Below are 24,813 nucleotides of genomic sequence, written 5' to 3'. Positions count from 1 at the left end.
GCCCGCCGGGGAGCGGCACGCACGGCCGCCCCGGCGGACCCGTCCGCCTCCTCGTACCGGGCCCCCGGCCCGGCCCCACCGATGCTGGGCCTTCCCCCAGGGGCAAGGTCAACGGCGGCCCCGGGGGCCCGGGGACGGCCCGGCGCGGTGCCGCCGCCCCCGGGCCGCACCCCTTACGGGGTGTCCAGACGGGTCAGGGCCGCGGCCGTCAGGGCCTGGACGCCCATGGTGAGGGTCGGCCGGACGACCGGGACGAAGTGCGGGGAGTGGTTGGAGGGGATGTCCTGGGCGAGCCGCCCGGCCGCCAGGGCGGTGCGGAACGCCTCGGGGTCCCAGCCGCCCAGCCACCAGTAGTACAGCGGGGCCCCGGCGGCGGTCGCCAGCAGCCCGGCGTCCTCGCTGCCGGTCGCCGGCTCGTAGGCGAACACCCGCTCGGGGCCGAAGAGGCGGGTGAAGCCCTCGTTGACGTCCCGCAGCAGGTCCGCGTCGTTGACCGTGACGGGGAAGGAGTCGAGCGCCTCCGTCTCCGGTTCCCGCTCGGCGCCGGACGCGGTCGCCTCGGCGCGCGCGATGCGGTCGATGGCGGCCAGCACCGCGGTCCGCACGTGCGGATCGAAGCTGCGGACGCTGAGCTGGACGACGGCGCGGTCCGGGATCACGTTGGCGCTGTCCCCGGCGTGGAACGAGCCGACCGTGACCACCGCCTGGTCCTTCGCCGCGATCTCCCGCGCCACCACCGACTGCACCCGCTGGACGAACGCCGCCGCCATCAGGACCGGGTCCACCGTCGACTCCGGCCGCGAGCCGTGGCCGCCGGTGCCGTGGAAGGTGATCCGCAGGCTGTCCGCGGCGGCCATGCAGGCGCCCGGGCAGTACGCGATCAGCCCGGCGCCGAACGGGGCGACGTGCTGGGCCAGCACCGCATCGGGGGTGGGCACCAGGCCCTTGCTGTAGAGGCCGTCGTCGAGCATCCGCCGGGCTCCGCTGCCGGCCTCCTCGGCGGGCTGGAAGAGCACCACCAGCGTGCCGGACCAGTGGGCGCGGCCGGCCGCGAGCAGGTCCGCGGCGCCCAGCAGGCAGGTCACGTGGACGTCGTGCCCGCAGGCGTGCATCCGCCCGGGGACGGTGGAGGCGTACGGCAGGCCGGAGTCCTCGGTCACCGGCAGCGCGTCCATGTCGGCGCGCAGCAGCACCACCGGCCCCGGGCCGTTGCGCAGCACGCCGGTGACGCCGGTGACGCCGATGCCGGTGGTGACGTCGTAGCCGTGGCCGGTCAGCCGGCGGGCCACCTCCGCGGCCGTACGGGTTTCCTCGAAGGCGAGTTCGGGGTGGCGGTGCAGGTCTTCGTAGAGCGCCACGAGGTCCGCGAGGCGGGCGTCGAGCGGTTCCAGGACGGGTGCGGGGAAGGTGTGGTCACTGTCGCTCATAGGCGCATTCGACCATGGAGCGTCCGCGCCGTCCGCCCCCTGGTGCGCCCCCGGCCGCACCCCGTCCGGCGCACCGCCCCGCACCGGCTCCCCCGTGCTTCGCAGCGCCCGCCGCCCACCGTCCGGCGCGTCCTCGCTGGCCGGTACGCGACGGGTCGGCGCCGCACCCCCGTGACACCACCGCGCCCGCCTGCGACCGTGGATCACCGAGCCCGACGGGTGGGTTCCCCCTGCCCGACCCAGGACCACCTGCCCGCGCCAGGCCCGCCACGTGGTGCGGCGGCAGGCCCGAGCCGACGACCGGAGGCTGACGTTGGCCCCTACCCCCACCCGACCGGCGGACGAACCCGGCGACCTGGCGACCCACCTCATGGACCAGGCCATGGGGCACCTGTTCTCCGCCGCCCTGCGCACCGCCGCCCACTACCGCATCGCCGACCACCTCGCGGCGGGCCCGCGCACCCCCGAACAGCTCGCCGCCGCCACCGGCACCCACGCCCCGCACCTGCGCCGGGTGCTGCGCTACCTCGCCGCGCGCGGCATCTTCCGCGAGGACACCGCCGGCGCGTACCAGCTGACGCCGGCCGCCCGCCGGCTCCGCAGCGACGCACCGGACTCGCTGCTCCCGGCCGTGCTGATGCTCACCGACGACCTGTTCCTGCGGACCTCCGCCGGCCTGACGGAGGCGGTGCGGTACGGCGGTGCGGCCTTCGAACGGCTCTTCGGCGCCCCGCTCTTCGTCCACCTGGAGTCGGATCCGGCGCAGCGGGAGCTCTTCGACGCCGGGATGTCCTCCCTGGCCGCCCCGGTGGACGAGGCGGTGGCCGCCGCCTACCCCTTCCCGGACACCGGGACCGTCGTGGACGTCGGCGGCGGCCGCGGCGGCCTGCTGCGCGCCGTGCTCCGCCGCCACCCGCAGCTGACCGGCGTCCTCTTCGACCTGGCGCCGCCGCTGGCCCACCACCTCCTGGACACCGACGACCTCAAGGGCCGCTGGCGCACCCAGGAGGGCGACTTCTTCGCCGCCGTCCCGCAGGGCGGCGACGTCTACATCCTCAAGCACGTGCTGCACGACTGGCCGGACGACGCCTGCCGCCGGCTGCTGCGCACCTGCCGCGCGGCGATGGCGCCCGGCAGCCGCCTGCTGATCGCCGACTGCGTCCTGCCGCCCGGGAACGCCCCGCACTTCGGCAAGACCATGGACGTGGCCATGCTGGCCGTGCTGGACGGCCGGGAGCGGAACGCCGACGAGTTCGCCGCGCTGCTGGCCGCGGGCGGCTTCCGCCTGACCCGCGTCCTGCCGACGGCGAGCTACTCCTCCGTCGTCGAGGCCGTCGCCGACTGACCGCCCGCGCCGCACCGCCCCGGACACGCCGCCGCCCCTTGCCCGCCCCTCCCCCGCCCCCGCGCTCTACTAGGAGGCACCCTGCCGGCGGCGGACGAGAGGGCGGTGGGCCACCGTGACCGTGTCGATGCGGGCGCGCAGCCGCGCCGAGGCCCACCGGGCCGCCACCCCGCTGGAGCTGTTCTTCGACCTGTGCTTCGTGGTGGCGGTCGCCCAGACCGGCCGCCAGCTGGTGCACGCCCTGGCCGAGGGCCGTCCGGGCCACGGCGTCACCGGCTACCTGATGCTGTTCTTCGCCGTGTGGCTCGCCTGGCTCAACTTCAGCTGGTTCTCCTCGGCGTACGACACCGACGACGTGCTGTACCGCGTGGTGACGCTGGTGCAGATCGCCGGGGTGCTGATCCTGGCGGCCGGGGTGCCCCGGGCGTTCACCGCCGGTGACTTCCGCGTCGTCTGGTTCGGCTATCTGGTGATGCGGCTGGCCCTGGTCAGCCAGTGGCTGCGCGCCGCCCACGGGGCCGAGGGGGCCGAACGGCGCACCGCGCTGCGCTACGCCGCCGGTGTGACCGCCTGCCAGATCGGCTGGCTGGCCCTGCTGTTCCTGCCGCCGGGCGACGCTCCGTGGATCTTCGTGGTGATGGGCCTGCTGGAGCTGGCGGTGCCCGCGCTGGCCGAACGGGACCGGCAGACCAGCTGGCATCCCCGTCACATCGCCGAACGCTACGGCCTGTTCACCCTCATCGTGCTGGGCGAGACGGTCTCCGCGGCGACCGTCGCCGTCCAGTCGGCGCTGGACGAGCACCACGACCTCGGCACCCTGCTGCCGATCGCGGCCGGCGGCCTGCTGCTGGTCTTCGCCGCGTACTGGATCTACTTCGCGGTCCCCATCCACCTGCACCTGCGCAACAACCGCCAGGCGTTCCTGTGGGGCTACGGCCACTACCTGGTGTTCGCCTCGGCCGCGGCGGTCGGCGCGGGCATCGAGGTCGCCGTGGAGCAGTCCGCGGGCCGGGCGCACCTGCCGGTGTACGGGGCGGCGGCCTGCTTCACCGTGCCGGGCGCGCTGTACCTGTTCACCGTGTGGCTGATCCACTCCCGCCACCAGAAGCGGGGCCCGGCCCAGCAGCTGGTGCTGCCGGTGTCCGCGCTGCTGGTGCTGGCCTGTACGTTCGCGGGCCGGGCGGCGGTGCCGGCGGCGGGCGGGGTGGCGGCGCTGGCGGTCGCGGTGGGCGTCACCCTGACGGCACGCCAGGGAACCGCTCTGGAGGAGGAGTAGCGACCGCCGGTCGGCCCAGCCCGGTGACGGGTGCGCGGGCCCCGGGGACCGCGCCCCGTCCCCCGTAAGCGTGCCGAACGGCCGTACGCCGACCGGCCCGTGCCGGGCTCCCGGCGCGCCGGCGCCGCCCCTGGAACGCACCCCCGGAGCGGACCTCAACACGCCTTCGCCATACGGCACTTGGGGCGGGATCCGGCCATCTTCGGGCGGGGCCTCCGGCGGGCCGCGGGCGGTGCGGTGCCGCCCGGCGGCGCCCCTGCCTCCGCTTTCCCCTATCAAAGGTCACCCCGGCGCGCGGCGTCATCCTCGTGCCCTCTACCGTTCACCAAGGCCCGCGGAAGCGGCATCGCCGGAACGCGGTAGGGTGCAGATTGCCCTTTTTATACCCGGGGGCCCAGCGGATCCCGTGGATCCGCGACGGCTCACGGGCCGTCCACCCGTCCGTACCTGAGGAGACGCCAGACATGGCAGCCCGCCACGCTCAGTCCCGTGCTCGCAGGAGACTGTCCCGGCGCAGCAAGGCCGTCAGCGGTCTCGCCCTCTCCACGCTGGTCGGCACCGCCCTGTGGGCCTGGCCGGCCTCGGGCGACGACCACAGCGGCCGGCCGGACGCCAAGAGCGGTACGCCCCGGACGGTGTCCAGCCCGAACACCCCCGCCCCGCACCAGGCCGCGCCGGACGCCGCGCACGGCCTGCGCGCCATCCCGGACCTCGGCGACGCCGCCCGCAAGCGCATACCGGCCGACACCCGCCAGGTCCTGGTCGTCACCGGCAAGGGCCCGGACTCCTACGACTCCCGGGTCGTCCTCTACACCCGCGAGGAGGGCTCGGACCTCTGGCAGGCCGGCCCGTCCTGGGCCGCGCACAACGCCGCCCACGGATGGACCACCCACCACCACTACGGCGACCTGCGCTCCCCCGAAGGCGTCTACACCCTCACCGACGCCGGCGGCCGCCTGCCCGCCCCCGAGGGCACCAAGCTCCCCTACGACCACAACAGCAACTTCGTCGCGCACGGCACCGGCGTCGAGGGCGAGCCGCTGGCCGGGGCGTTCGACTACGTCATCGCCATCAACTACAACCGCGTCCCCGGCTCCTCCCCCCTGGACGGCCGGCGGCCCCTCGGCGACGAGAAGGGCGGCGGCGTCTGGCTGCACGTCGACCACGACGGGCCCACCCAGGGCTGCATCAGCCTCAAGCCCGAGGTGATGCGCGAGCTGCTGCGCACCCTCGACCCGGAGCAGCACCCGGTCATCGTGATGGGACCGGCCGGGCACTGACCCGGACGCGGCCCGCGTGGTACGCATGGGCCCATGACTGACGCCCGGCAACACCGGCGGCCCCCGGGGGACGAGCCCGCCCCGCTCCCCCCGGGGCCGCGCGACGCCCTGACCGACGTGCCCGGCCTGCGGGTCGGGCACGCCCGGCGCACCGGCGGCGGCTGGCTCACCGGCACCACCGTCGTCCTGGCCCCCGAGGGCGGCGCGGTCGCGGCGGCCGACGTCCGCGGCGGCGGCCCCGGCACCCGGGAGACCGACGCCCTCGATCCGGGCAACCTCGTCGAGCACGTCGACGCGGTGGTGCTGACCGGCGGTTCGGCCTACGGACTCGACGCGGCGTCCGGGGTCGTGGCCTGGCTGGAGGAGCAGGGCCGCGGCTTCCGGGTCGGGCCCGATCCGGCGCAGGTCGTCCCGGTGGTGCCCGCCGCCGCCCTGTTCGACCTGGGCCGCGGCGGCGCCTGGCGGAACCGCCCGGACGCCGCGCTGGGCCGCGCCGCGGCCGAGGCCGCCGCCCGGACGGCCCCCGGCGCGCCCGTCGCCCAGGGGAACACCGGCGCCGGCACCGGAGCGGTCTCCGGCGGCCTCAAGGGCGCCATCGGGACGGCCAGCGCGGTACTGCCCTCCGGGGCGACGGTGGCCGCGCTGGCCGCCGTCAACGCCGCGGGCTCGTTCGCCGATCCGCGCACCGGCGCCCTGTACGGCGCGCCCGGCCCGCTCCCCGACCCCGGCGTCCACGCCGCCGCCCGGCGCCGCCTCGCCCAGGCCCGCGCGGCCTCCGCGGCGCGCTCCACCGCGTCCGTCCGGCCGCCGCTGAACACCACCCTCGCCGTGGTCGCCACCGACGCCGCCCTGACCCGCGCCCAGGCCCGCAAGCTCGCCGTCACCGCCCAGGACGGCCTGGCCCGGGCCCTGCGGCCGGTGCACCTGCTCAACGACGGCGACACGGTCTTCGCGCTCGCCACCGGCGCCCGCCCGCTCGCCGCCACGGAGGCCCTGGCCGACCCGGCCTTCGGCGTCCACCTCCGGGCCGGTGCGCTGAACGCCGTCCTGGCCGCCGGGGCGGACGTGCTGGCCCGCGCCGTCGTCAAGGCCGCGCTCACCGCCACCACGGTGGACGGCCCCGGCGGCGTCTTCCCGGCCTATACGGAGCTGTACGGGTCGGAGCTGTACGGGTCGGAGTCGTACGGGGCGGGCCTGTAGGGGGCCGACCCCTACCAGCTAGGCGCCCGCGGCGCCCAGGAGGGCGCCGGCCGCGTAGGTGACGGCCATCGCCAAGGCGCCGCCCGCGACGTTGCGCAGGACGGCCGGGGCCGCCGGGGCGGTGCCCAGGCGGGCGCTGCTCCAGCCGCAGAGGGCGAGGGCGGCCAGCACCGCGCCGACGGTGATCCACAGCCGCTCGCCCGCACCGGGGAGCACGATGGCCAGGAGGGGCAGCAGGGCGCCCGCGGTGAAGGCGAGGAAGCTGGCGCCGGCCGCGTGCCAGGGGTTGGTGAGTTCGTCGGGGTCGATGCCGAGTTCCACCTCGGCGTGCGCCCGCAGGGCGTCGTGCGCGGTCAGCTGCTGCGCGACCTCGTGGGCCAGTGCGCGGCTCAGGCCCTTGCCCTCCAGCAGCTCGGTCAGCTCGGCGAGTTCGGCCTGGGGCTCGGTGGCCAGTTCGCGCTTCTCCAGGGCCAGGGCGGCCTTCTCGGAGTCGCGCTGGGTGGAGACCGAGACGTATTCGCCGGCCGCCATGGACATCGAGCCGGCCAGCAGTCCGGCGAGGCCGGCGGTCAGCAGGGTGTTGCGGGAGTCGGTGGCGCCGGCCACGCCCACCACCAGTCCGGCGGTGGAGACGATGCCGTCGTTGGCGCCGAGGACCGCCGCCCGCAGCCAGTTCAGGCGGCTGCCGAGTCCGCCGCCGTGTGCCTCGTCGTGCCCCGGTGTCTGAAGCGTCACCGGCCGAGCGTCTCATCCGCGGACCGCCGCCGCAGCCCTGCCCCGCCCAGTGCCCGCGCATCGTGCCGGTCCGGCCGGTGGTAGAAACGGCCGTATGTCCGCATCGCCGCCCCCCAACCCGCCTCCGTCCCGCCGCAACCGGCGCTCCGCGCCGCCGGCGGGTGCCAAGCCTCCGCCTCCGCCGCCCACACTGGTGCAGCCGCCGCCCGCCCCCGCGCCCGCCCAAGCTCCCGTACGGCGCCGCCGGTTGTGGTGGCACCGGCTGATATTCGGGCTCTGGTACCGGCCGGTGGACGTCTTCGACGAGGCCAGGGACCGCAGCGCGTGGAGCGCGGCGGTGCTGCTGTGCCTGATCAGCGGCGGGATCGGGATCGTGTCGGTGGACGCGTTCCGGGCGCAGTGGGCGGTGGACCGCACGGCGGCGCTGCAACTGGCCGGGATGGCCGAGGCGGGGGTGCTGCTCGCCAGTCTGGGCCTGGGGGCGGTGACCCACGCGATAGCGCGGACGCTCGGCGGGAGCGGGCGGTTCGCACCGACGGCGAGCCTGTTCGTGGTCCTCTTCTGGGTGACGGACCTGCCGCGGCTGGCGATCGCCGCCTGGCTGCCGGCCAACTCCACCTTCGTCCAGGCCGCCACCTGGACGACGTGGGGGTTCGGGTACTTCCTCGCGGTGCTGCTGATACGCGGTCAGCACCACCTGCCGACCCGGAAGTCGGCGGCCTCGGTGTCGGTGCAGATGCTGGCGGCGCTGGCGCTGCTGAAGCTGGGGCCGGTGAACTGAGCGGATGCGCCGGGGCCGCCGGCGCGCCGGGGGCCGCCGGTCAGCCCGGGCTGGTGAGCTGCCGCACGAGGTCGTCGAAGGCCGCGCGTTCGGCGGGGGTGAGGTCGACGTTCTCCGACGGGGGCCCGGCCGGGCCGGTCTGCCGGGGCACCGCGCCGAGCCGCCGGTGCGGGCGGCGGCGGCCGGCGGCGGGGTGGTGCCCGCGCCGGGTCAGTCTGAGGAGACCGACTGCCCAGAGGACGACGACGACCAGCAGCACGCCGAGACCGATCTGCTGGAGAATCGATACGGAGGGGAGCATGGGGTTCCTCCCGAACAAGTGGGCGCAGGGCAAGGCCCAGTAGACACCACACGTCTGGGCTTCCAACAGGGGATGTTGAGCCGCAAATCAGTGAAGTGACACATCTCCTATGACATTTCCCCGCATTCCCGACACCACACACCTCCTGCCGGGTCGCTCCGGCGCCGGGTGCCGGCGGGCGGGCGTCCGCTACCGGCCGCACCGGCGCACTGCCGGGCCCGCCGTTGGCCACCCCGGCGCCTTCCGCGCACCGGGCGCCGTCCCCAACGATGGCGGCACCCCGTCCGCGACGTGAGGAGTGCCCCGTGCCCCTGCCGCACCACCGGACCGCCCCGCGCGCCCTCGACGGCGTCCTGGTGGCCGACTTCAGCCGGGTCCTGGCCGGCCCGCTGGCCGCCGTGACGCTGGCCGACCTCGGCGCCGAGGTCATCAAGGTCGAGCGACCCGGCAGCGGGGACGACACCCGCTCCTGGGGGCCGCCGTTCGCCCCCGGCCCGGCGGCCGGCGACGGGCCGCCGACCGCCGCGTACTTCCATGCCGCCAATCGCTCCAAGCGCGGTCTGGCGCTGGACCTGGCGGATCCGCGGGACGCCGCGGCGGCCCGCGAACTGGCCCGCCGGGCGGACGTCCTGATCGAGAACTTCCGCCCCGGCACCCTGGACAAGTACGGCCTGGACCCGGCCGCCACGCTGGCCGCCAACCCGGGCCTGGTGCACTGCACGATCACCGGTTTCGGCTCGGGTGCGGGCGCCGCGCTGCCCGGCTACGACTTCGTGGTGCAGGCGGTGGGCGGGCTGATGAGCCTCACCGGGGAGCCCGGCGGGCCGCCGCTGAAGGCCGGGGTGGCGCTGGTGGACGTGCTGACCGCCAAGGACGCGGTCACCGGGATCCTGGCCGCGCTGCGGCACCGGGACCGGACCGGCCAGGGGCAGCGGGTCGAGGTCAACCTCCTGTCGTCGCTGCTGGGCTCCCTGGTCAACCAGGCGTCCGGCTATCTGGCCACCGGCCGCGACCCGGTCCCGCTGGGCAACCGGCACCCGAGCATCGCCCCGTACGAGACGCTGGCCTGCCGGGGCGGGCTGCTGGCCGTGGCGGTGGGGAACGACCGTCAGTTCCGGGCGCTGGCGGCGGCACTGGGGGCGCCGGGGCTGGCGGAGGACGTGCGGTTCCGGCACAACCAGGACCGGGTACGAAACCGCACAGACCTGGTCAAAGAGCTGGAGGAGCGGCTGGCGGCCGACACTCCGCGGGGGTGGACGGCGCGACTGGCGGCGGTTTCGGTACCGTGCGGACCGGTCAACACCGTCTCCGAGGCCCTGGAGTTGGCCGAGCGGCTGGGGCTGGACCCGGTCGCCCCGGTCGGCGCGGGGGCCCTCCCCCAAGTCCGCAGCCCGCTGCGGCTGTCGGCGACCCCGGTGGCCCAACCCGCGGCGCCACCCCGCCTGGACGGAGACGGCACAGCACTGCGAACCTGGCTATCAGGGCCGGGCGACCGACCCCTGCCACCGCGCATGTGACCTTCATCACAGCTCAGTGGTACCCGCAACCAAATCCGCCCGTAGGTGCTGTTTACCAGCACGGAATCACAACACCCCTGTATGGAGCAGCTCGTGACATCGCCGGACAACCCCGCGCCCGCCCCGTCCCGCACCCCCCACCTGCCGCTTCACACCGAGCCACGGGATTCCGCCGCATCGCGCCGCGGCAGCCGCCGGATGCGCCGCGCCCTGGCCGTGACCGCGCTGTTCGCCGCGGGCGCCCTGTCGCTGTCGGCCTGCGGCGGGGACGCCGAGGCGGGCGGCCACGACGGCAAGAACGGCCAGGCCGGAGCGGACGCCGCGGCCGCCAAGGACGCCTCGGACGCCAAGATCCAGGTGTCGTCGAAGGACGGCGCCACCGACGCCAGCATCAACGACACCGGGGTGAAGGTCACCGGCGGCAAGTTGACCGACGTCAAGCTGACCGCCGTGGACACCGGCAAGGACGTCACCGGCGCCATATCGCCGGACGGCTCCTCCTGGAAGCCGTCGGAGCAGCTGGACCGCGGCGCCAAGTACAAGATCGTGGCGAACGCCAAGGACGCCAAGGGCCGCCCGGCGACCGAGAACGCCACCTTCACCACGGTCTCGTCGGCGCACAGCTTCATCGGCTCGTTCACGCCCGACAACGGCAAGACCGTCGGCGTCGGCATGCCGGTGTCGTTCAACTTCGACAAGTCGATCACCAACCGCAAGGACGTCCAGTCCCACATCACGGTGACCTCCAGCAGCGGCCAGCAGGTCGTCGGCCACTGGTTCGGCGACCGGCGGCTGGACTTCCGGCCGCAGGACTACTGGAAGGCCGGCTCCAAGGTCACCATGAAGATCGACCTGGACGGGGTGAAGGGCGGCCCGGGCATCACCGGTGTGCAGTCCAAGACGGTGTCCTTCACCATCGGGCGCTCGCAGGTCTCCACGGTGGACATGGACACCCAGACCATGACCGTCAAGCGGGACGGCCAGGTCATCAAGACCATCCCGATCTCCGGCGGCAGCCCCGAGCACCCGACGTACAACGGCCAGATGGTCATCTCGGAGAAGTTCGAGCAGACCCGGATGGACGGTTCGACGGTCGGCTTCGGCGGCGAGTACGACATCAAGGACGTCCCGCACGCCATGCGGCTGTCGTCCTCGGGCACGTTCATACACGGCAACTACTGGGGCAGCTCGTCGATCTTCGGCCGGACCGGCACCAGCCATGGCTGCGTCGGCCTGGAGGACAACAAGGGCGGCGGTGGCGACACCCCGGCCAAGTGGTTCTACAACCAGTCGCTGATCGGCGACGTGGTCATCGTCAAGAACTCCAAGGACAAGGTCATCCAGCCGGACAACGGCCTCAACGGCTGGAACCTCTCCTGGTCGCAGTGGACGGCGGGCAGCGCCTCCTGACGACCCGGCCGGCCCGGCCGCACCGCGCGAGGCGGTGACCGCTCCCCCCGTGCGGGGCGGTCACCGCCTCGTCGCGTGCGGGCCCCTCGCCTACGGGGAGACGTGCACCGACCGGTCGTCTTCGCGCCCCGGCCCTGCGGTGCGCTGCGCGGTGGCCTCGTGGCGGGGGTCCGCCTCCCGGCCCGGGGCCGGCGCCGCCCCGCCCGGCGCGGGCCGGAAGCGCTTGAGGAGGACCACCAGGGCGGCGGCGACGAGCGTGCCGGCGGCGACCGCCAGCAGGTAGAGCAGCGGCCGGCCGATCAGCGGGACGACGAACACGCCGCCGTGCGGGGCGCGCAGGGTGCAGCCGAACGCCATCGACAGGCCGCCGGTGACCGCGCCCCCGGCCATCGCGGAGGGGATCACCCGCAGCGGGTCGGCGGCGGCGAACGGGATCGCGCCCTCGGTGATGAACGACGCCCCCAGCACCCAGGCGGCCTTGCCGTTCTCCCGCTCGGCGCGGGTGAACAGCGTGCCCCGCAGGGTCGTGGCCAGCGCCATCGCCAGCGGCGGCACCATCCCGGCCGCCATTACCGCGGCCATCACCTTCAGGCTGCCCGGGTTGGGGTTGGCCAGGCCGCCGACCGCGAAGGTGTAGGCGACCTTGTTGAGCGGGCCGCCGAGATCGAAGCACATCATCAGGCCCAGCAGCACGCCCAGGATGACCGCGTTGGCGCCGGACAGGCCGGTCAGCCAGCCGGTGAGCGCCTTCTGGAGCGCGGCGACCGGCTTGCCGACCACCAGGAACATCAGGAAGCCGACCGCCGCCGAGGAGACCAGCGGGATGACCACGACCGGCATGATGCCGCGCAGTACCGCCGGCACCCGGGCCCGCTGGACCGTCCGCGCCACCGCGCCCGCCAGCAGACCGGCGATCAGCCCGCCCAGGAAGCCCGCGTTGACGGTGAGCGCGACCGCGCCGCCGACGAAGCCCGGCACCAGGCCGGGCCGGTCCGCCATGCCGTAGGCGATGTAGCCGGCCAGGACCGGGACGAGGAAGCCGAAGGCGGTGCTGCCGATCTGGAAGAGCAGCGCCGCCCAGCTCGCCGACTCGGCCCACACGAAGTGCTCGGCCACCGACGGGGCCTTGTTGACGGTGTAGCCGCCGATGGCGAACGCCAGGGCGATCAGCAGGCCGCCCGCGGCGACGAACGGGACCATGTAACTCACGCCGGTCATCAGCCAGGTGCGGAGCCGGGTGCCGTAGCCGTCGGCCTCCGCGGCGCCGCGGTCCATGGGGGCGGCTCCCCCGCCGGTCTCCGGGGCGGCCGGTGCGGCGGCGGCCTTCGCCCGTATCTCCGCGAGGAGTTCGGCGGGGCGGTTGATACCGGCCTTCACCCCGGCGTCGACGACCGGCTTCCCGGCGAACCGCGCGCGCTCCCGCACCTCGACGTCGTGCGCGAGGATCACCCCGTCCGCGGCCGCGATCACCTCCGGATCGAGCCGCCGGAACCCGGCCGAGCCCTGCGTCTCCACGGCGATCTCCACCCCGGCCGCCCGCGCCGCCTTCGCCAGCGCCTCGGCGGCCATGTAGGTGTGGGCGATACCGGTGGGGCAGGAGGTGACGGCGACGACCCGGAAGGGGGCGTGCGGGGTGGGGGGTTGCTCGGCCGGTGGGGTCTCCTGGGCCTGAGGAGATTTCTGGGTCTGAGGGGGCTCCTGGGCCTGAGGGGGCTCCTGTGGCCGTGAAGGTTCCTCGGCCGGTGGGGGGTGCTCCGCGGTGGGGGGGTGCTCCGCCGGGGCGGGCCGGTCGCCGCGGAGGAGGGCCGCGGCCCGTGCCGGGGCGGTCTCCGACCGGAGGGCGCCGGTGAACTCCTCGTCCATCAGGCGGCGGGCGAGCTGCGAGAGGATCGCCAGGTGGTCGGCGTCACCGCCCGCCGGGGCCGCGATCAGGAAGATCAGGTCGGCCGGGCCGTCCGGGGCGCCGAAGTCGATACCGGCCGTGCTGCGCCCGAAGGCCAGCGCCGGTTCCGTGACATGCGCGCTGCGGCAGTGCGGGATCCCGATCCCGCCCTCCAGCCCGGTCGGCATCTGGGCCTCGCGCGCGGCCACGTCCGCGAGGAAGCCCTCCAGGTCGGTGATCCGCCCGGCGGCGGCCATCCGTTCCGCCAGCGCACGCGCGGCGGCGTCCTTCGTAGCGGCGGACAGGTCGAGATCGACCAGGTCCGCGGTGATCAGCTCACTCATCGCGGGCTCCCTTGCACGCGGTACCGCCGGGGACGGGCGGTGGGGACGGGACGGGGGGGGAGGAACAGGGGACGGAGGAAGAACAGGGGGCGGGGAGGAACAGGGGACGGGGGAGGGGCTCAGGGCACCGGGGCCGGTTCGGTCAGCGCACGGTCGAGCGGCACGTCGGCGGTCACCACGACCCGTTCCGGCGCCAGGTCGGACGGCACCGGCATCTGGCTGCCGGGCAGTTGGACGGCCGCCGCGCCGTGCGCCACCGCGGCCGCCAGCGCCCGGACGCCGGCCCCGCCCGCCGCCAGGAACCCGGCGAGCGAGGCGTCCCCCGCACCGACGTTGCTCCGCACGGCGGCCACCGGGGCGCTGCCGAAGTACGCGCCGTCCGCGTCGACCAGCACCTGTCCGTCGGCGCCCAGTGAGGCCAGTACGGCGCGGGCGCCCCGGGCACGCAGTTCCGCCGCCGCCCGGACCGCGTCGCCGAGGGTCGCCAGGGGGCGGCCGACCGCCTGGGCGAGTTCCTCGGCGTTCGGCTTGACGACGTCGGGGCGGGCACGGAGCGCGGCGGTCAGCGCGGGGCCCGAGGTGTCCAGCGCGATCCGGGTGCCCGCGCGGTGCGCCCGGGCGACCAGTTCGGCGTACCACTCGGGGGCCAGTCCGCGCGGCAGGCTGCCGCAGCAGGCGATCCAGTCGGCGCCCGCGGACCGTGCGCCGACCGCGGCCAGCAGCGCCTCGGACTCGTCCGGGGTCAGTTCCGGGCCGGCCGCGTTGATCTTGGTGAGGGTGCCGTCGGGTTCGGCGACGGCGATGTTGGCGCGCGTCTGCCCGGCCACCGGGACGCCCGCCACCTCGATGCCCTCGTCCCGCAGCAGGCCGGCCAGCGCCGCGCCCGCGGGGCCGCCCAGCGGCAGCACGGCGAGGGTGCGGTGGCCGGCGGCGGCGACCGCCCGCGAGACGTTGACGCCCTTGCCGCCGGGGTCGATCCGTTCGGCCCCGGCCCGCAGCACGGCTCCCCGCGCGAGCGCCGGAACCTCGTACGTGCGGTCCAGGCTGGGGTTGGGCGTCACGGTGAGGACGATCATGCGCGCACCGGCCCGGTGGAGCCGGCGGCGGGGGAAGCGGCGGGGGTGGCGGGGGCAGCGGCCGCGGGGCGGCCCCCGGCGGGGTCGGCGACGGCACCGGCGCGCGGTGTCATACCCGCACCACCTCCGTCCCGGCCCGCTCGATGGCCAGGGCGTCCTGCGGGCTCAGCCCGGTGTCGGTGATCAGCACGTCCACGTCGGCCAGTTCGCCGAAGCGCGCGAAGTGGCGCTGCCCGAACTTCGCGGCGTCGGCCAGCAGCACCACCCGGCGGGCGGCGGCGATCATCGCCCGCTTGACCGCGGCCTCGGCGAGGTCGGGCGTGGTCAGCCCGCCGTCGGGGGAGAAGCCGTTGGCCGCGAGGAAGAGCACATCGGCGTTGATCTCCCGGTAGGCCCGCAGCGCCCAGTCGTCGACCGCGGCCCGCGTCCGGTGCCGGATGCGGCCGCCCACGAGGTGGAGGGTGAGGCCCGGGTGGTCGGCCAGCCGTGCCGCGACCGGGAGGCCGTGCGTGACCACGGTCAGCTCGGCCTCCAGCGGCAGCTCGGCGGCGAGCCGGGCGGCGGTGGTGCCGGCGTCGAGGATGATGCTGCGCGGGCCGTCGCCGCCGGGCAGTTCGGCGAGCGCGGCCCGGGCGATCCGCTGCTTCTCGTCGGCGGCGACCGCGTCCCGTTCGGCGAGGTCGGGCTCGAAGTCCAGGCGGCCGGCCGGGATGGCGCCGCCGTGCACCCGGCGGACCAGACCGGCGCGGTCCAGCGCCTTCAGATCGCGCCGTACGGTCTCGGCGGTGACCTGGAACTCCTCGGCGAGGGAGAGCACATCGACCCGCCCGCTCTCACGGGCGAGCCGCAGGATCTCCTGCTGGCGCTCGGGTGCGTACATCTGCGTCGGTGTCCGTTCCCTGGTCCTGTTGCCTACCCGGTGGCCTGCCCTGCGGCCTGCCCTGATCCCTGTCCGTCGCGTGTCCGGACTTGTGGTTTCGGCGGCAGACTACGTCCGGAAGGCGCGCAAGTAAACAGATACGGGCAAGAGATCGGGCACGAACGGGCATGCGCGGGCAAGAGAAAGGGGCGACAGGACCCGGGGTGCCCCCTACGCAAAGGAGCCCCGACGCCCTCCACGACGGGCACCGGGGCTCGCCCCAACGACGCACGACGGCAGCATCGGCCGGCGGCCGGCAACCGGCGGCCGCTGCGGCGGCAGCCCGCGCCGCCTCGCCCGGCGGGCACGGCGCACCCGCCGTCCGGACCGGCCGCGGCCCCGGCGCGGCTCAGGCGGCCGCGTCGAAGCCGGTGTCGCGCGCCATCCGCTTCAGCTCCAGCAGCGCGTGCTTCTCGATCTGCCGGATCCGCTCCCGGGTCAGGCCGTGCTGCTTGCCGACCTCGGTCAGCGTGCGCTCGCGGCCGTCCTCGATGCCGTAGCGCGCCTTGATGATCGACGCGGTGCGCTGGTCCAGGCGGTCTATCAGGTCCTCCAGCTCCTCGCTGCGCAGCAGCGTGAGCACCGACTGCTCGGGGGAGGCCGCGGAGGTGTCCTCCAGGAGGTCGCCGAACTGCGTGTCGCCGTCGTCGTCCACGGACATGTTCAGGCTGACCGGGTCGCGGGCCCAGTCCAGGACGTCGGTGACCCGGGAGGCCGTGGAGCCCAGCTCGCCCGCCACCTCTTCCGGCTCGGGATCGCGGCCGTTCTCGCGGTTGAACTCGCGCTGCACCCGGCGGATCCGCCCCAGCTCCTCGACGAGGTGGACGGGCAGCCGGATCGTGCGCGACTGGTCGGCGATGGAACGGGTGATGGCCTGGCGGATCCACCACGTCGCGTACGTGGAGAACTTGAAGCCCTTGGCGTAGTCGAACTTCTCGACGGCGCGGACCAGGCCGGCGTTCCCCTCCTGGATCAGGTCCAGCAGGGGCAGGCCGGAGCGCGGGTACCGGCGGGCCACGGCGACGACCAGGCGGAGGTTGGACCGGATGAAGACGTCCTTGGCCCTCTCGCCCTCGGCGGCCAGCGCTTCGAGCTCCTCACGGCTCGCGCCTGCGGCGTTGCCATCGGTGATCTCGCCGTCCAGGATCTGCTGGGCGTAGACGCCGGCCTCGATGGTCTGGGACAGCTCCACCTCCTTTGCGGCGTCCAGCAGCGGCGTGCGCGCGATCTCGTCGAGGTACATGCCGACCAGGTCGCGGTCGGCGATGTCCCCGCCTGCTGCGCGAACGCTGTTGGCCTCGCCAGGACCGGCGGTGCTGGCCTGACGACGGGCGACGGCACGGGTTGCCATGCGTGTGCTCCCTTTGCGCTGAGTCGGTCGCGGGACGGTGGGGCGAGCCCTCCGGTCTGTCGTGCGGTGGGCGACCGGCTGACCCGTCCGATGGAAACAACGGCTGGAATCCGGACAGAATTCCCCTGCCGCGCCCCAATTTTTCTGATCATGCAGTACCCTGCGCCGTCACCAGGGGAGGAAACATGCTGTCCGGACATGGGGACGTGCAGGTCAGGGCGGGCGGGGAGACGGACCTCGCGGCGCTCACGGAGCTCTACAACCACTACGTCCGTGAGACGCCCCTCACCTTCGACACGGAGCCCTTCACCGCGGACCGGCGCCGCCCGTGGCTGCTCTCCTACCCCCTAGACGGCCCGTATCGCCTTCTGGTTGCGCAGGACGCCGGCGGCACCCTCCTCGGGTACGCGACCAGCAGCCCCTACCGCGCCAAGCCGGCGTACGCGACGTCCGTGGAGACCAGCGTGTACTGCGCCCCGGATGCCACCGGCCGGGGCATCGGCACGCTCCTGTACACGGCGCTCTTCGCGGTGCTCGCGGAGCAGGACGTGCACCGCGCCTACGCCGGGATCGCCCAGCCCAACGAGGCGTCCGTCCGCCTGCACACCCGCTTCGGCTTCCGCCACCTCGGCACGTTCACGGAGGTGGGTCGTAAGTTCGGCCGCTACTGGGACGTCGCCTGGTACCAGAAGGACCTCGACGGGGCGGGGCAGCGGGACGGGGCGAGCGCCGGGTAGCCGGGTAGTCCGAGGCTGGAGGGCGGGGTGCCGGGACTCCGGGCGCCCCGGGGGCTGATCCAGTTGACGCCGCCGGTGGCCGGGTGTCGCCTGGACAGAAAGCCCCGGACGCCCCCGGACGCCCCGGACACCTCCTGGACGGCAGGTTCCCCGGATGCCAGGGCTTCCGCAGGGCAGGAGGTCCGGAGGGAGCAGTCCGCAGGGAGGCAGTCCGCAGGGGACGGGAGCGGGACTCGGACCGCCCGCCCCGGACCGCCCGCCCCCGGACGGCACGACGACAAGAGGGGCGAACGAGAGGAGCCCGTCATGGACCAGCACGCCCACGGCGACCAGCACCCCCGCGGTGACGGACTGCCCGAGGCACGGGCCGCCCGCTCCCACGGCAGCATCGAACCGGAGCACGGCGCGACCGCCCCGGCCACCGCGGAACGCTCCGGCGCCGGACCGGACACCGGCCCGGACACCGGGACGGCCGGACGCCTCCGGCCCTCGGTGGTGCTCCCGGTCATCGCGGCGCTCTGCTTCGGCGCCTACACGATCTGGATGGACCACACCAACGGGGCGAAGGGCGGGCAGGCCGCCCTCACCGGGCTGATCGCGGCGGTGGTCACCGGGATCCTGGGCGTGACGCTGGTGCACTTCCAGTCGACCATGCTCACCGAGACCCGCGCGCTCGCCTACGGCGCCCTCTTCGGCGCATCGATGGGCTGGCTGTACTCCCTCGCCGGCTCCGCGCCCTCGGTGCTCTCGTCGACGCTCTGGGGCCTGGGGATGTTCGGGGTGATGTTCATCACCTCCCTCTACATCTTCCGCACCCACCGCGTACGCGAACCGCACGGCCGGCACCGGCCGCGCCACGCCCGCCCGGCCGGCGGGCGCCCGCTGCACACGGCCCACTGACCGGCCGGGCCGGCCGGCCGCACCCCACCGGCAGCACGCTCACCCGTCCACCAGCAGCTCCGCGTCCTGGGACGTCCGCCGTATCGTCCGCAGCGGCCGCCCCGGCCGCCAGCTCTCCACCTTCATGAACGGCGCCTCGACGGACGTCCGCACCACCTCCGTCACCTCCGCCCGGTAGAGGTGGAACGGCTCCGGCGGCTCCACGTCCGCCGCGTACCGCGCCTTCAGCCCGGAGTCGGTCACTTCCACCGCCTGCCCGGCGATCCGCACATCGCCCGCCCCCGGGTCCGTGCCGCCACCGGGATTGGCGTGCAGCGCGAACCGGGGGTCGCGCCGCAGGTCCAGCGCCTTGCGCGAGCCGATCATCATGCCCAGCCACAGCTCGCCGTAGCGGAAATCCGCCTCCAGTCCGCTCAGCCGCGGCGCACCGTCCCTCCGCAGGGTGGCCAGGATGTGATGCCGGTACGCCCCGAAGCGCGCCCGCACCGCCCGGGCCAACTCCGGTGCCACCGCCTCCACCTCGGCCCAGGAGACACCCACGGCCCCGCCCGCCGCCGCACCTCTGTGCCCCGTCCTGTGCCCCGTGCCGCCGGCCGCCGCGCTGCGTTCCACGCGCCGTCCGCTCCCCGTCCGCTGCTCGTCCTCACTCGTCATGGCGGCCAGCCTCCCGCGGATACCCGACACCTCCTGTCCGCTTTCCGCTGCGGCTCCCCCACACCGCAGACCGGCACCCCCTCAGCTCCTCAGCCCCCCAGTCCGGCGACCTCTCCGCCCGTCACCCCGCCCCGTAAGCCCACCCCCACTCCGCCCTCACCTCTGCCCCCATCTCCGCCCTCCTGTCCGCCTCGTGCCGCAGGCCCGCCGTCCCGGTGCGTGCCGTCGCGGCCGCGCCGCCGGCTGTCCCAAAGGCCGCCCCGCGCCCATGACTTCAGCGTCTCACCTGCCACTGACAACGCCCCGCGACCCGCCCCCGCACCGGCCTGCGGCCCCTCCCCGCCGTACGACCAGCGCCGTAGTCCCGCGGGCCCGTCCGGGATCCGCCCGCGGCCCGTTACCCGGTCCCCGGCGCCGCCCTAGCCTCGGGCCATGGATACGAGGAGCGGCACACTCGACGAAGCCCTGGAACGCCTCCACACCACCGGCCCCGAGTTCAACGGATACCTCAGCAACCACGGCCCGATGGCGGTGGAAGCCCTGGCCCGGCACGGCCAGGCCGCCACCGTCCACCGCTGGCTCGACGACTACGCCACCCGGCTGGAGGACGTCCCCGGCGCCCACACCGCGCTCACCGACACCAACTGGCGGGAGGCGCTGGGCGACCGGCGCCGGGTCACCGACTGGACCACGTACCTGACCCGCCAGGTCGCCGAACGCCCCTGGCGCGAGGTGCTCGCCGAGTGGTGGCCCCGGCTGCTGCCCGGTCTCGCGGGCGCCGCCACCCACCCGGTCATCCGCGTCGGCCACGCCGTCCGCACCCTGCTGGAGCAGGGCGAAGAGGCGCCGCGGATCGCGGAGTTGGGGCACGCCCTCGGCTACTGGGCGGCCCGGCACACCACCCTCCCGGTCACCGCGGAGCCCGCCGGCACCCTCTCCCCCGACGACGCCCTGGCCGCCCTCCCGCACGTCGCCGACCAGCGGACCTCGGTCACCAACGGGCTGACCCAGCTTCCCGGCACGGCGGGCTGGCCGGCCGCCGCCGCGGCGCTGCGCGCCCCGCAGGGCCCCGATGACGCGCGGGACCAGCTGGCCGCGCTGGTCCGGGCGGCCACCCACCGCTACCTCGGCTACGGCCACGGCGACGCGGTCCTGCTGGTCCACGCGGCCACCGCCCCGAGCGCCATCCTGCGCACCCTCCCGGCGCTGCCCCGCGCGCTCTGGGTGCCCTCGTTCGGCGCGGCCTGGGCGGCGAGCGCCGCGCTCACCTCCGTCTACAGCCCCGACGAGCCCCTGCCGGAGCCGTCAACCGGGCCGCTCACCCCCGAGGAGGTCTTCGAACGGGCCGCGGCGCACGGCGACGCCCACGCGATCAAGCTCACCGACACCGCCCTCGACGTCGCCTCCTGGACCCCGGACGGCGACGACCGCGCCCTGAAGGCGGCCCTCCGCTCCCTGGAACTGATCACGCCGGGAGAGGACTGACGGGCGGGGCGGAGGGGGCGCGCCCGCTCCGCCCGCACCCCCTGCCCTCCGGTCAAGAAAAATAGCGCCGACATTACCGACATCACACTCAACCAGGGCGACACTGGCGTTACCCGATGCCCCTGCACGGGCCGACCCACCCCGCACGGGCCACCGCACCCGCCACACCCGGCGCTTCTCGGCCGACGGCATATTGTTAAATCTTAAATAACTCTCCGAGCGGTGAGAGAGTGGATGGCATGAGCAACGAACCCGCGACCGAGCCGCGCTGGCTCGACGACGAGGAGCAGCACGCCTGGCAGGCGTACCTCCACGCCACCACGCTCCTGGAGGACCACCTCGACCGCCAGCTCCAGCGCGACGCCGGGATGCCGCACGTCTATTACGGCCTGCTCGTCCAGCTCTCCCGCGCGCCCCGGCGCCGGATGCGGATGACCGAGCTGGCCCAGAACGCCAAGATCACCCGGTCCCGCCTCTCGCACGCCGTCGCCCGCCTGGAGAAGAACGGCTGGGTCCGCCGCGAGGACTGCCCGTCCGACAAGCGGGGCCAGAACGCCTACCTCACGGACGAGGGGCTGCGCGTTCTGGAGAAGGCCGCGCCCGGCCACGTCGCCGCCGTCCGGGCCGCGATCTTCGACCGGCTCACCCGGGAACAGATCAGCCAACTCGACGCGATCTGCTGCGTGATCGCCGACGGGCTCCAGCCCCAGGGCGCCGACCTCCCCTGGCTCCGCTGACCTTCAGCGGGACGAGGGGAGGCCGACGCGGGGGCCGACGCGGAGGCCACGCGCCCGGGGGCCCGTCGGGCGAGCGGACTCCGGGGCGCGCGGACTCCCGGCCCGGTGGCCCCAGGGCTCCCGGACTCCCGGGTGCGCGCGGTCACGGGGCACTGCCGCCCGCCACCCCTGAGCACCCCCACCCGCCGGCTCCTGCCACCGGCCGGCCGCACGCACGCCACCACCCGCCGGCACCACCCACCGGCCGGAAACACGGCACCGGCCGGCCCCGGGGGCGCATCCGCGCCCCCGGGAACCGGCCGGTCCTTCGTGGCCGCCCCCACGTGCACACCTCACCGCGCACGCGCTGCCGGCCACCTCGGACACCTCACCGCACGCGCTGCCGCGCGCCGCACCGCGCCCTCAGTGCACCATCACCGGAACCGGCGCCGCCTCTTCCGTGCCCGCACCGTCCCCGGCACCCGCTTCCGCACCCGCAGCGCCGTCCGACGACGAGGCCGCCGGCGAACCGGCGCCCGGCCGCCCGGTGTTGATGAACGTGAAGGCGATCACCGCCGCCAGGGCGAGGATGCCCACCGCCCACCGGATGGCGGAGGTGTAGCCGTGCACCATCGACTGGAGCTTGAGCAGGTCCGCGGAGCGCGCGCCGGCCGCGTGCGCGGTCGCGTACGCCGTGGTGGCGCTGGCCGCGATGGTGTTCAGCAGGGCGGTGCCGATCGCCCCGCCGACCTGCTGGGAGGTGTTGACCATCGCGGAGGCCACTCCCGCGTCCCGCGGCTGGACCCCGTGCGTGGCCAGCGACATCGCCGGCATGAACGCGGTACCCATGCCCAGGCCCATCAGGACGAAGCCGGGCAGGATCAGCGCCGGGTAGGAGGTGTCCAGGTCGATCTGGCTCAGGACGAGCATGCCGAGCGCGGCGACCGTGAAACCGGGCGCCATCAGCAGCCGCGGCCGCACCCGGGTCATCAGCCGGGCACCGATCTGCGTCGAACCGGTGATCATGCCCGCGACCATCGGAAGGAAGGCCAGACCGGTCACGACCGGCGTGTAACCCTTCACGATCTGGAGGTAGTAGGTCAGGAACAGGAAGAGACCGAACATGCCGATCACGGCCAGGCCCAGCGACGCGTAGACACCCGCGCGGTTCCGCTCGGCGACCACCCGCAGCGGCAGCAGCGGCGCCGCCACCTTCGACTCGACCACGACGAACGCCAGCAGCAGCACGGCCGCCGCGCCGAACAGCGCCAGCGTCACCCCGGCCAGCCAGCCGTCGGACTCGGCCCGGGTGAAGGCGTAGACCAGGGAGACCAGGCCGAGCGACGCCAGGACGACACCGGGGACGTCCAGCCGGGAGGAGTTGCGGCCCACGGCGGGCTCACGGATGACCAGTACGGCACCGGCCGCGGCGATCACCGCGATCGGGATGTTGACGAAGAACGTCCAGCGCCAGTCCAGGTACTCGGTCAGCACACCGCCGAGGAGCAGCCCGAGGGCGGCCCCGCCACCGGCGATCGCACCGAAGATGCCGAACGCCTTGGCCCGCTCCCGCGCCTCGGTGAACGTCACCGCCAGCAGCGACAGCGCGGACGGCGCCAGCAGCGCGCCGAAGACGCCCTGGAGCGCCCGCGCGCCCAGCAGCATCCCCTCACCCGCCGCGGCCCCGCCGAGCGCGGAGGCCAGCGCGAAGCCGGTCAGGCCGATGAGGAAGGTGCGCCGCCGGCCCCAGAGGTCGGAGAGCCGGCCGCCGAAGAGCAGCAGCCCGCCGAAGGCCAGTGCGTAGGCCGTGATGACCCACTGCCGGTTGGCGTCGCTGATCCCCAGGTCCTTCTGGGCGGAGGGCAGCGCGATGTTCACGATGGTCGAGTCCAGGACGACCATCAGTTGCGCGAGGGCGATGAATATCAGCGCTTTCCAGCGCCGCGGATCGACGTGCGGAGCGATATCAGGCATGGCGAGGTCCACCTAGTGATGCGTAACGGATATATCGGTGCGTAGCGGGGGAAACGCGCGTGAGGGTCGTGAAGCGCGCAGCGCCCGTTAATGACGTGAGGACGTGAAGCGTGAGGACGTGAGGACGTGCGTAACGGAACGTGAAGAAGCGCCGGACGGGTACAGCGACCCGTGGGCCGGGGCCAGGGGATGGGGCGGCCGGCACTCCCCCTTACGAGCGGCGGCGACTCCTCAGATCCTCCAACGTGGCGGCGCACCCGGGCAGTTCGGACCGCGCCGGAGCCTGGAGGCCGTCCAGGAACAGCTGTAGGTGCCGGTGCACGAACTTGTCGAAGTCGATACAGCCGCTGCCCGGCAGCGGGCGGGTGAGCTGGGTGAGCGCGACCATCAGATCGCCGACCGCGATGTCGGCGCGCAGCCGGCCGCCGTCCCGGGCGGCGTCCATGAGGGCGGCCACCGCCGTGTCCAGGCGAGCGCGCGCCGCGAGCAGGTCGGGATGAGCCGCGTCGACACCGCCGGACAGCAGCGGGCACAGGGCGCCGATCCGCTCCTCCACCGCCTCGTGCGCGAAGCGCCGCAGCGCCTCGAACGCCTCCGGCTCCTCGGTGAGGGCGCGCTCCGCGCGGTCCGCCATACGGGACATGACGGAGAGTGTGACGTGGTGGATCAACTCCCGGCGGTCCGCGAAGTGACGGTAGAGCGTCGCGTTGCCGACACCCGCGCGCCGGGCGATCTCGTCGAACGGGACGTCGGCGCCGTACTCGACCATCGTCTCCCGCGCGGCCGCGATGATCCGCTCCCGGTTGCGCACCGCGTCGGCCCGCAGCCTCGGCTGCACAGTCACCACACCGACACCCCCCTTCACCCTTCACCCCTTACTCTTCGCCGACCGCTGCCCGCTGCCCGCTGATCACCGATCGGCGCTCACCGAGCGAAGGCCACCGGCCGCCGGTCACGATGCGCCGGCCGCCCCGGATCCGGAGAACCGGGAAGCCACAGAACCGGAAAACCACAGAACCGGGGAACCACTCCCCGCTTCACTCAACACCCCTGCAAACGGGGACCGGCTCCCCGGTTATTTCCCTCCCGCGGTGTGACCTGCGCCACCCACCCTCCGGCCTGCTCCCGCTGACGCCCCATCAGCCACTCGGAGTCCCCCGGACTCCACCCGAAGGACCGCCGCCCTCCATTTGACGCATCCCCACGCGCGAGCGACCATCCCCCGCCGCAGGCTGATCACCATGACGCAGAAGGCACCCGCCGCATGAGGCGATAGGCATGGGCCCGACCCCGCACACCCACCCCACGGCACCGGACGGCCGCCTGCGCACCCTGACGCACCGGGTCTGCGCCACCGTCGCCGCCACCGCCACCTGCGCGGCCGCGGCCGTCGCCCTGTCCACACCCCCCGACGCCCACGCCACACCGCCACCCCCCGCCCCTGCCACCACCCCCCAGCACCCCACCCCTGCCGCCCCCATCACCACTCACACCCCACCGCAC

21 protein-coding genes and 1 pseudogene are annotated in these 24,813 nt (G+C 74.7%); 12 read left to right on the top strand and 10 right to left on the bottom strand.

Features of this window, described 5'->3' with window-relative positions; translation table 11 throughout:
* Positions 1-173 precede the first annotated feature (173 nt).
* Positions 174-1,427: an amidohydrolase gene (locus MUU72_RS17655; RefSeq protein WP_248014249.1), complete on the bottom strand. Its 1,254-nt coding sequence runs from the start codon at positions 1,425-1,427 to the stop codon at positions 174-176.
* A 313-nt stretch (positions 1,428-1,740) separates the two neighbouring features.
* Here MUU72_RS17655 and MUU72_RS17650 point away from each other — a divergent pair, with 313 nt between their 5' ends.
* From MUU72_RS17650 to MUU72_RS17635, 4 genes are all read left to right on the top strand, one after another.
* A complete protein-coding gene (locus MUU72_RS17650) occupies positions 1,741-2,772 on the top strand; it encodes a methyltransferase (protein ID WP_248014248.1) in 1,032 nt (343 codons plus the stop codon).
* Between the two features lie 115 nt (positions 2,773-2,887).
* Positions 2,888-4,048, top strand: a complete 1,161-nt coding sequence (locus MUU72_RS17645; protein ID WP_248014247.1) for a low temperature requirement protein A — start codon at positions 2,888-2,890, stop codon at positions 4,046-4,048.
* Between the two features lie 464 nt (positions 4,049-4,512).
* Complete coding sequence (locus MUU72_RS17640; protein WP_248014246.1) at positions 4,513-5,328, top strand: L,D-transpeptidase family protein; 816 nt, start codon at positions 4,513-4,515, stop codon at positions 5,326-5,328.
* Positions 5,329-5,361: 33 nt separating this feature from the next.
* Positions 5,362-6,528, top strand: a complete 1,167-nt coding sequence (locus MUU72_RS17635) for a P1 family peptidase (RefSeq protein ID WP_248014245.1) — start codon at positions 5,362-5,364, stop codon at positions 6,526-6,528.
* 18 nt (positions 6,529-6,546) lie between these two features.
* On the opposite strand, the gene MUU72_RS17630 is transcribed toward MUU72_RS17635, so the two are convergent.
* Complete coding sequence (locus MUU72_RS17630) at positions 6,547-7,263, bottom strand: VIT1/CCC1 transporter family protein (protein ID WP_248014244.1); 717 nt, start codon at positions 7,261-7,263, stop codon at positions 6,547-6,549.
* A gap of 193 nt (positions 7,264-7,456) precedes the next feature.
* Here MUU72_RS17630 and MUU72_RS17625 point away from each other — a divergent pair, with 193 nt between their 5' ends.
* Complete coding sequence (locus MUU72_RS17625; protein WP_308403831.1) at positions 7,457-8,044, top strand: YIP1 family protein; 588 nt, start codon at positions 7,457-7,459, stop codon at positions 8,042-8,044.
* A gap of 40 nt (positions 8,045-8,084) precedes the next feature.
* Here the strand turns inward: MUU72_RS17625 and MUU72_RS17620 are convergent, their stop codons facing one another.
* Positions 8,085-8,345, bottom strand: a complete 261-nt coding sequence (locus MUU72_RS17620) for a hypothetical protein (RefSeq protein WP_248014242.1) — start codon at positions 8,343-8,345, stop codon at positions 8,085-8,087.
* Positions 8,346-8,650: 305 nt separating this feature from the next.
* Here MUU72_RS17620 and MUU72_RS17615 point away from each other — a divergent pair, with 305 nt between their 5' ends.
* Together MUU72_RS17615 and MUU72_RS17610 are read left to right on the top strand one after the other, a co-directional pair.
* On the top strand, positions 8,651-9,862 hold the full coding sequence (locus MUU72_RS17615; RefSeq protein ID WP_248014241.1) for a CaiB/BaiF CoA transferase family protein: 1,212 nt from the start codon (positions 8,651-8,653) through the stop codon (positions 9,860-9,862).
* 81 nt (positions 9,863-9,943) lie between these two features.
* Positions 9,944-11,272 carry a L,D-transpeptidase gene (locus tag MUU72_RS17610; protein WP_248014240.1) on the top strand — a complete coding sequence of 443 codons (1,329 nt, stop codon included), beginning with the start codon at positions 9,944-9,946 and terminating at the stop codon, positions 11,270-11,272.
* 90 nt (positions 11,273-11,362) lie between these two features.
* Here the strand turns inward: MUU72_RS17610 and MUU72_RS17605 are convergent, their stop codons facing one another.
* The 4 genes from MUU72_RS17605 to MUU72_RS17590 form a co-directional block, all read right to left on the bottom strand.
* Positions 11,363-13,498, bottom strand: coding sequence for a fructose-specific PTS transporter subunit EIIC (locus MUU72_RS17605; RefSeq protein ID WP_248014239.1), 2,136 nt, complete (start codon positions 13,496-13,498; stop codon positions 11,363-11,365).
* Positions 13,499-13,617: 119 nt separating this feature from the next.
* The gene (gene pfkB / locus MUU72_RS17600; RefSeq protein WP_248014338.1) at positions 13,618-14,571 is read right to left on the bottom strand and encodes a 1-phosphofructokinase; all 954 of its coding nucleotides are present in this window, start codon (positions 14,569-14,571) and stop codon (positions 13,618-13,620) included.
* 112 nt (positions 14,572-14,683) lie between these two features.
* The gene (locus tag MUU72_RS17595; protein WP_248014238.1) at positions 14,684-15,454 is read right to left on the bottom strand and encodes a DeoR/GlpR family DNA-binding transcription regulator; all 771 of its coding nucleotides are present in this window, start codon (positions 15,452-15,454) and stop codon (positions 14,684-14,686) included.
* Between the two features lie 388 nt (positions 15,455-15,842).
* Positions 15,843-16,844, bottom strand: coding sequence for a sigma-70 family RNA polymerase sigma factor (locus tag MUU72_RS17590; protein WP_248014237.1), 1,002 nt, complete (start codon positions 16,842-16,844; stop codon positions 15,843-15,845).
* A 185-nt stretch (positions 16,845-17,029) separates the two neighbouring features.
* Here MUU72_RS17590 and MUU72_RS17585 point away from each other — a divergent pair, with 185 nt between their 5' ends.
* Together MUU72_RS17585 and MUU72_RS17580 are read left to right on the top strand one after the other, a co-directional pair.
* Positions 17,030-17,581, top strand: coding sequence for a GNAT family N-acetyltransferase (locus MUU72_RS17585; protein ID WP_372503157.1), 552 nt, complete (start codon positions 17,030-17,032; stop codon positions 17,579-17,581).
* Between the two features lie 306 nt (positions 17,582-17,887).
* A complete protein-coding gene (locus MUU72_RS17580; protein ID WP_248014236.1) occupies positions 17,888-18,481 on the top strand; it encodes a hypothetical protein in 594 nt (197 codons plus the stop codon).
* A 39-nt stretch (positions 18,482-18,520) separates the two neighbouring features.
* Here the strand turns inward: MUU72_RS17580 and MUU72_RS17575 are convergent, their stop codons facing one another.
* Positions 18,521-19,000 (bottom strand): pyridoxamine 5'-phosphate oxidase family protein, encoded by a 480-nt coding sequence (locus tag MUU72_RS17575; protein ID WP_248014336.1) that lies wholly within the window; start codon positions 18,998-19,000, stop codon positions 18,521-18,523.
* A 567-nt stretch (positions 19,001-19,567) separates the two neighbouring features.
* Between MUU72_RS17575 and MUU72_RS17570 the strand changes: the two genes are divergently transcribed.
* Positions 19,568-20,620 carry a questin oxidase family protein gene (locus MUU72_RS17570; protein ID WP_248014235.1) on the top strand — a complete coding sequence of 351 codons (1,053 nt, stop codon included), beginning with the start codon at positions 19,568-19,570 and terminating at the stop codon, positions 20,618-20,620.
* 239 nt (positions 20,621-20,859) lie between these two features.
* The gene (locus MUU72_RS17565; RefSeq protein WP_248014234.1) at positions 20,860-21,357 is read left to right on the top strand and encodes a MarR family winged helix-turn-helix transcriptional regulator; all 498 of its coding nucleotides are present in this window, start codon (positions 20,860-20,862) and stop codon (positions 21,355-21,357) included.
* 402 nt (positions 21,358-21,759) lie between these two features.
* Here the strand turns inward: MUU72_RS17565 and MUU72_RS17560 are convergent, their stop codons facing one another.
* Both MUU72_RS17560 and MUU72_RS17555 read right to left on the bottom strand, forming a co-directional pair.
* On the bottom strand, positions 21,760-23,310 hold the full coding sequence (locus MUU72_RS17560; protein WP_248014233.1) for an MFS transporter: 1,551 nt from the start codon (positions 23,308-23,310) through the stop codon (positions 21,760-21,762).
* A 211-nt stretch (positions 23,311-23,521) separates the two neighbouring features.
* Positions 23,522-24,157, bottom strand: coding sequence for a TetR/AcrR family transcriptional regulator (locus tag MUU72_RS17555; protein WP_248014232.1), 636 nt, complete (start codon positions 24,155-24,157; stop codon positions 23,522-23,524).
* 431 nt (positions 24,158-24,588) lie between these two features.
* On the opposite strand from MUU72_RS17555, the pseudogene MUU72_RS17550 reads away from it, so the two are divergent.
* Positions 24,589-24,813: pseudogene (locus MUU72_RS17550) on the top strand (hypothetical protein); the annotation flags it as partial.

This window comes from Streptomyces rhizoryzae, from assembly GCF_023155275.1.
GTDB lineage: Bacteria > Actinomycetota > Actinomycetes > Streptomycetales > Streptomycetaceae > Streptomyces > Streptomyces rhizoryzae.
The sequence above is the reverse complement of the archived record's forward strand: the minus strand, read 5'-3'. Positions and strand labels throughout refer to the sequence as shown.

Bases quoted from the DNA above. Each gene is read 5' to 3' on its own strand.
- MUU72_RS17655 (WP_248014249.1), bottom strand. From the start codon at position 1,427: ATGAGCGACAGTGACCACACCTTCCCCGCACCCGTCCTGGAACCGCTC.
- MUU72_RS17640 (WP_248014246.1), top strand. From the start codon at position 4,513: ATGGCAGCCCGCCACGCTCAGTCCCGTGCTCGCAGGAGACTGTCCCGG.
- MUU72_RS17635 (WP_248014245.1), top strand. From the start codon at position 5,362: ATGACTGACGCCCGGCAACACCGGCGGCCCCCGGGGGACGAGCCCGCC.
- MUU72_RS17620 (WP_248014242.1), bottom strand. From the start codon at position 8,345: ATGCTCCCCTCCGTATCGATTCTCCAGCAGATCGGTCTCGGCGTGCTG.
- MUU72_RS17610 (WP_248014240.1), top strand. From the start codon at position 9,944: ATGGAGCAGCTCGTGACATCGCCGGACAACCCCGCGCCCGCCCCGTCC.
- MUU72_RS17605 (WP_248014239.1), bottom strand. From the start codon at position 13,498: ATGAGTGAGCTGATCACCGCGGACCTGGTCGATCTCGACCTGTCCGCC.
- MUU72_RS17595 (WP_248014238.1), bottom strand. From the start codon at position 15,454: ATGTACGCACCCGAGCGCCAGCAGGAGATCCTGCGGCTCGCCCGTGAG.
- MUU72_RS17590 (WP_248014237.1), bottom strand. From the start codon at position 16,844: ATGGCAACCCGTGCCGTCGCCCGTCGTCAGGCCAGCACCGCCGGTCCT.
- MUU72_RS17585 (WP_372503157.1), top strand. From the start codon at position 17,030: ATGCTGTCCGGACATGGGGACGTGCAGGTCAGGGCGGGCGGGGAGACG.
- MUU72_RS17580 (WP_248014236.1), top strand. From the start codon at position 17,888: ATGGACCAGCACGCCCACGGCGACCAGCACCCCCGCGGTGACGGACTG.
- MUU72_RS17570 (WP_248014235.1), top strand. From the start codon at position 19,568: ATGGATACGAGGAGCGGCACACTCGACGAAGCCCTGGAACGCCTCCAC.
- MUU72_RS17565 (WP_248014234.1), top strand. From the start codon at position 20,860: ATGAGCAACGAACCCGCGACCGAGCCGCGCTGGCTCGACGACGAGGAG.
- MUU72_RS17560 (WP_248014233.1), bottom strand. From the start codon at position 23,310: ATGCCTGATATCGCTCCGCACGTCGATCCGCGGCGCTGGAAAGCGCTG.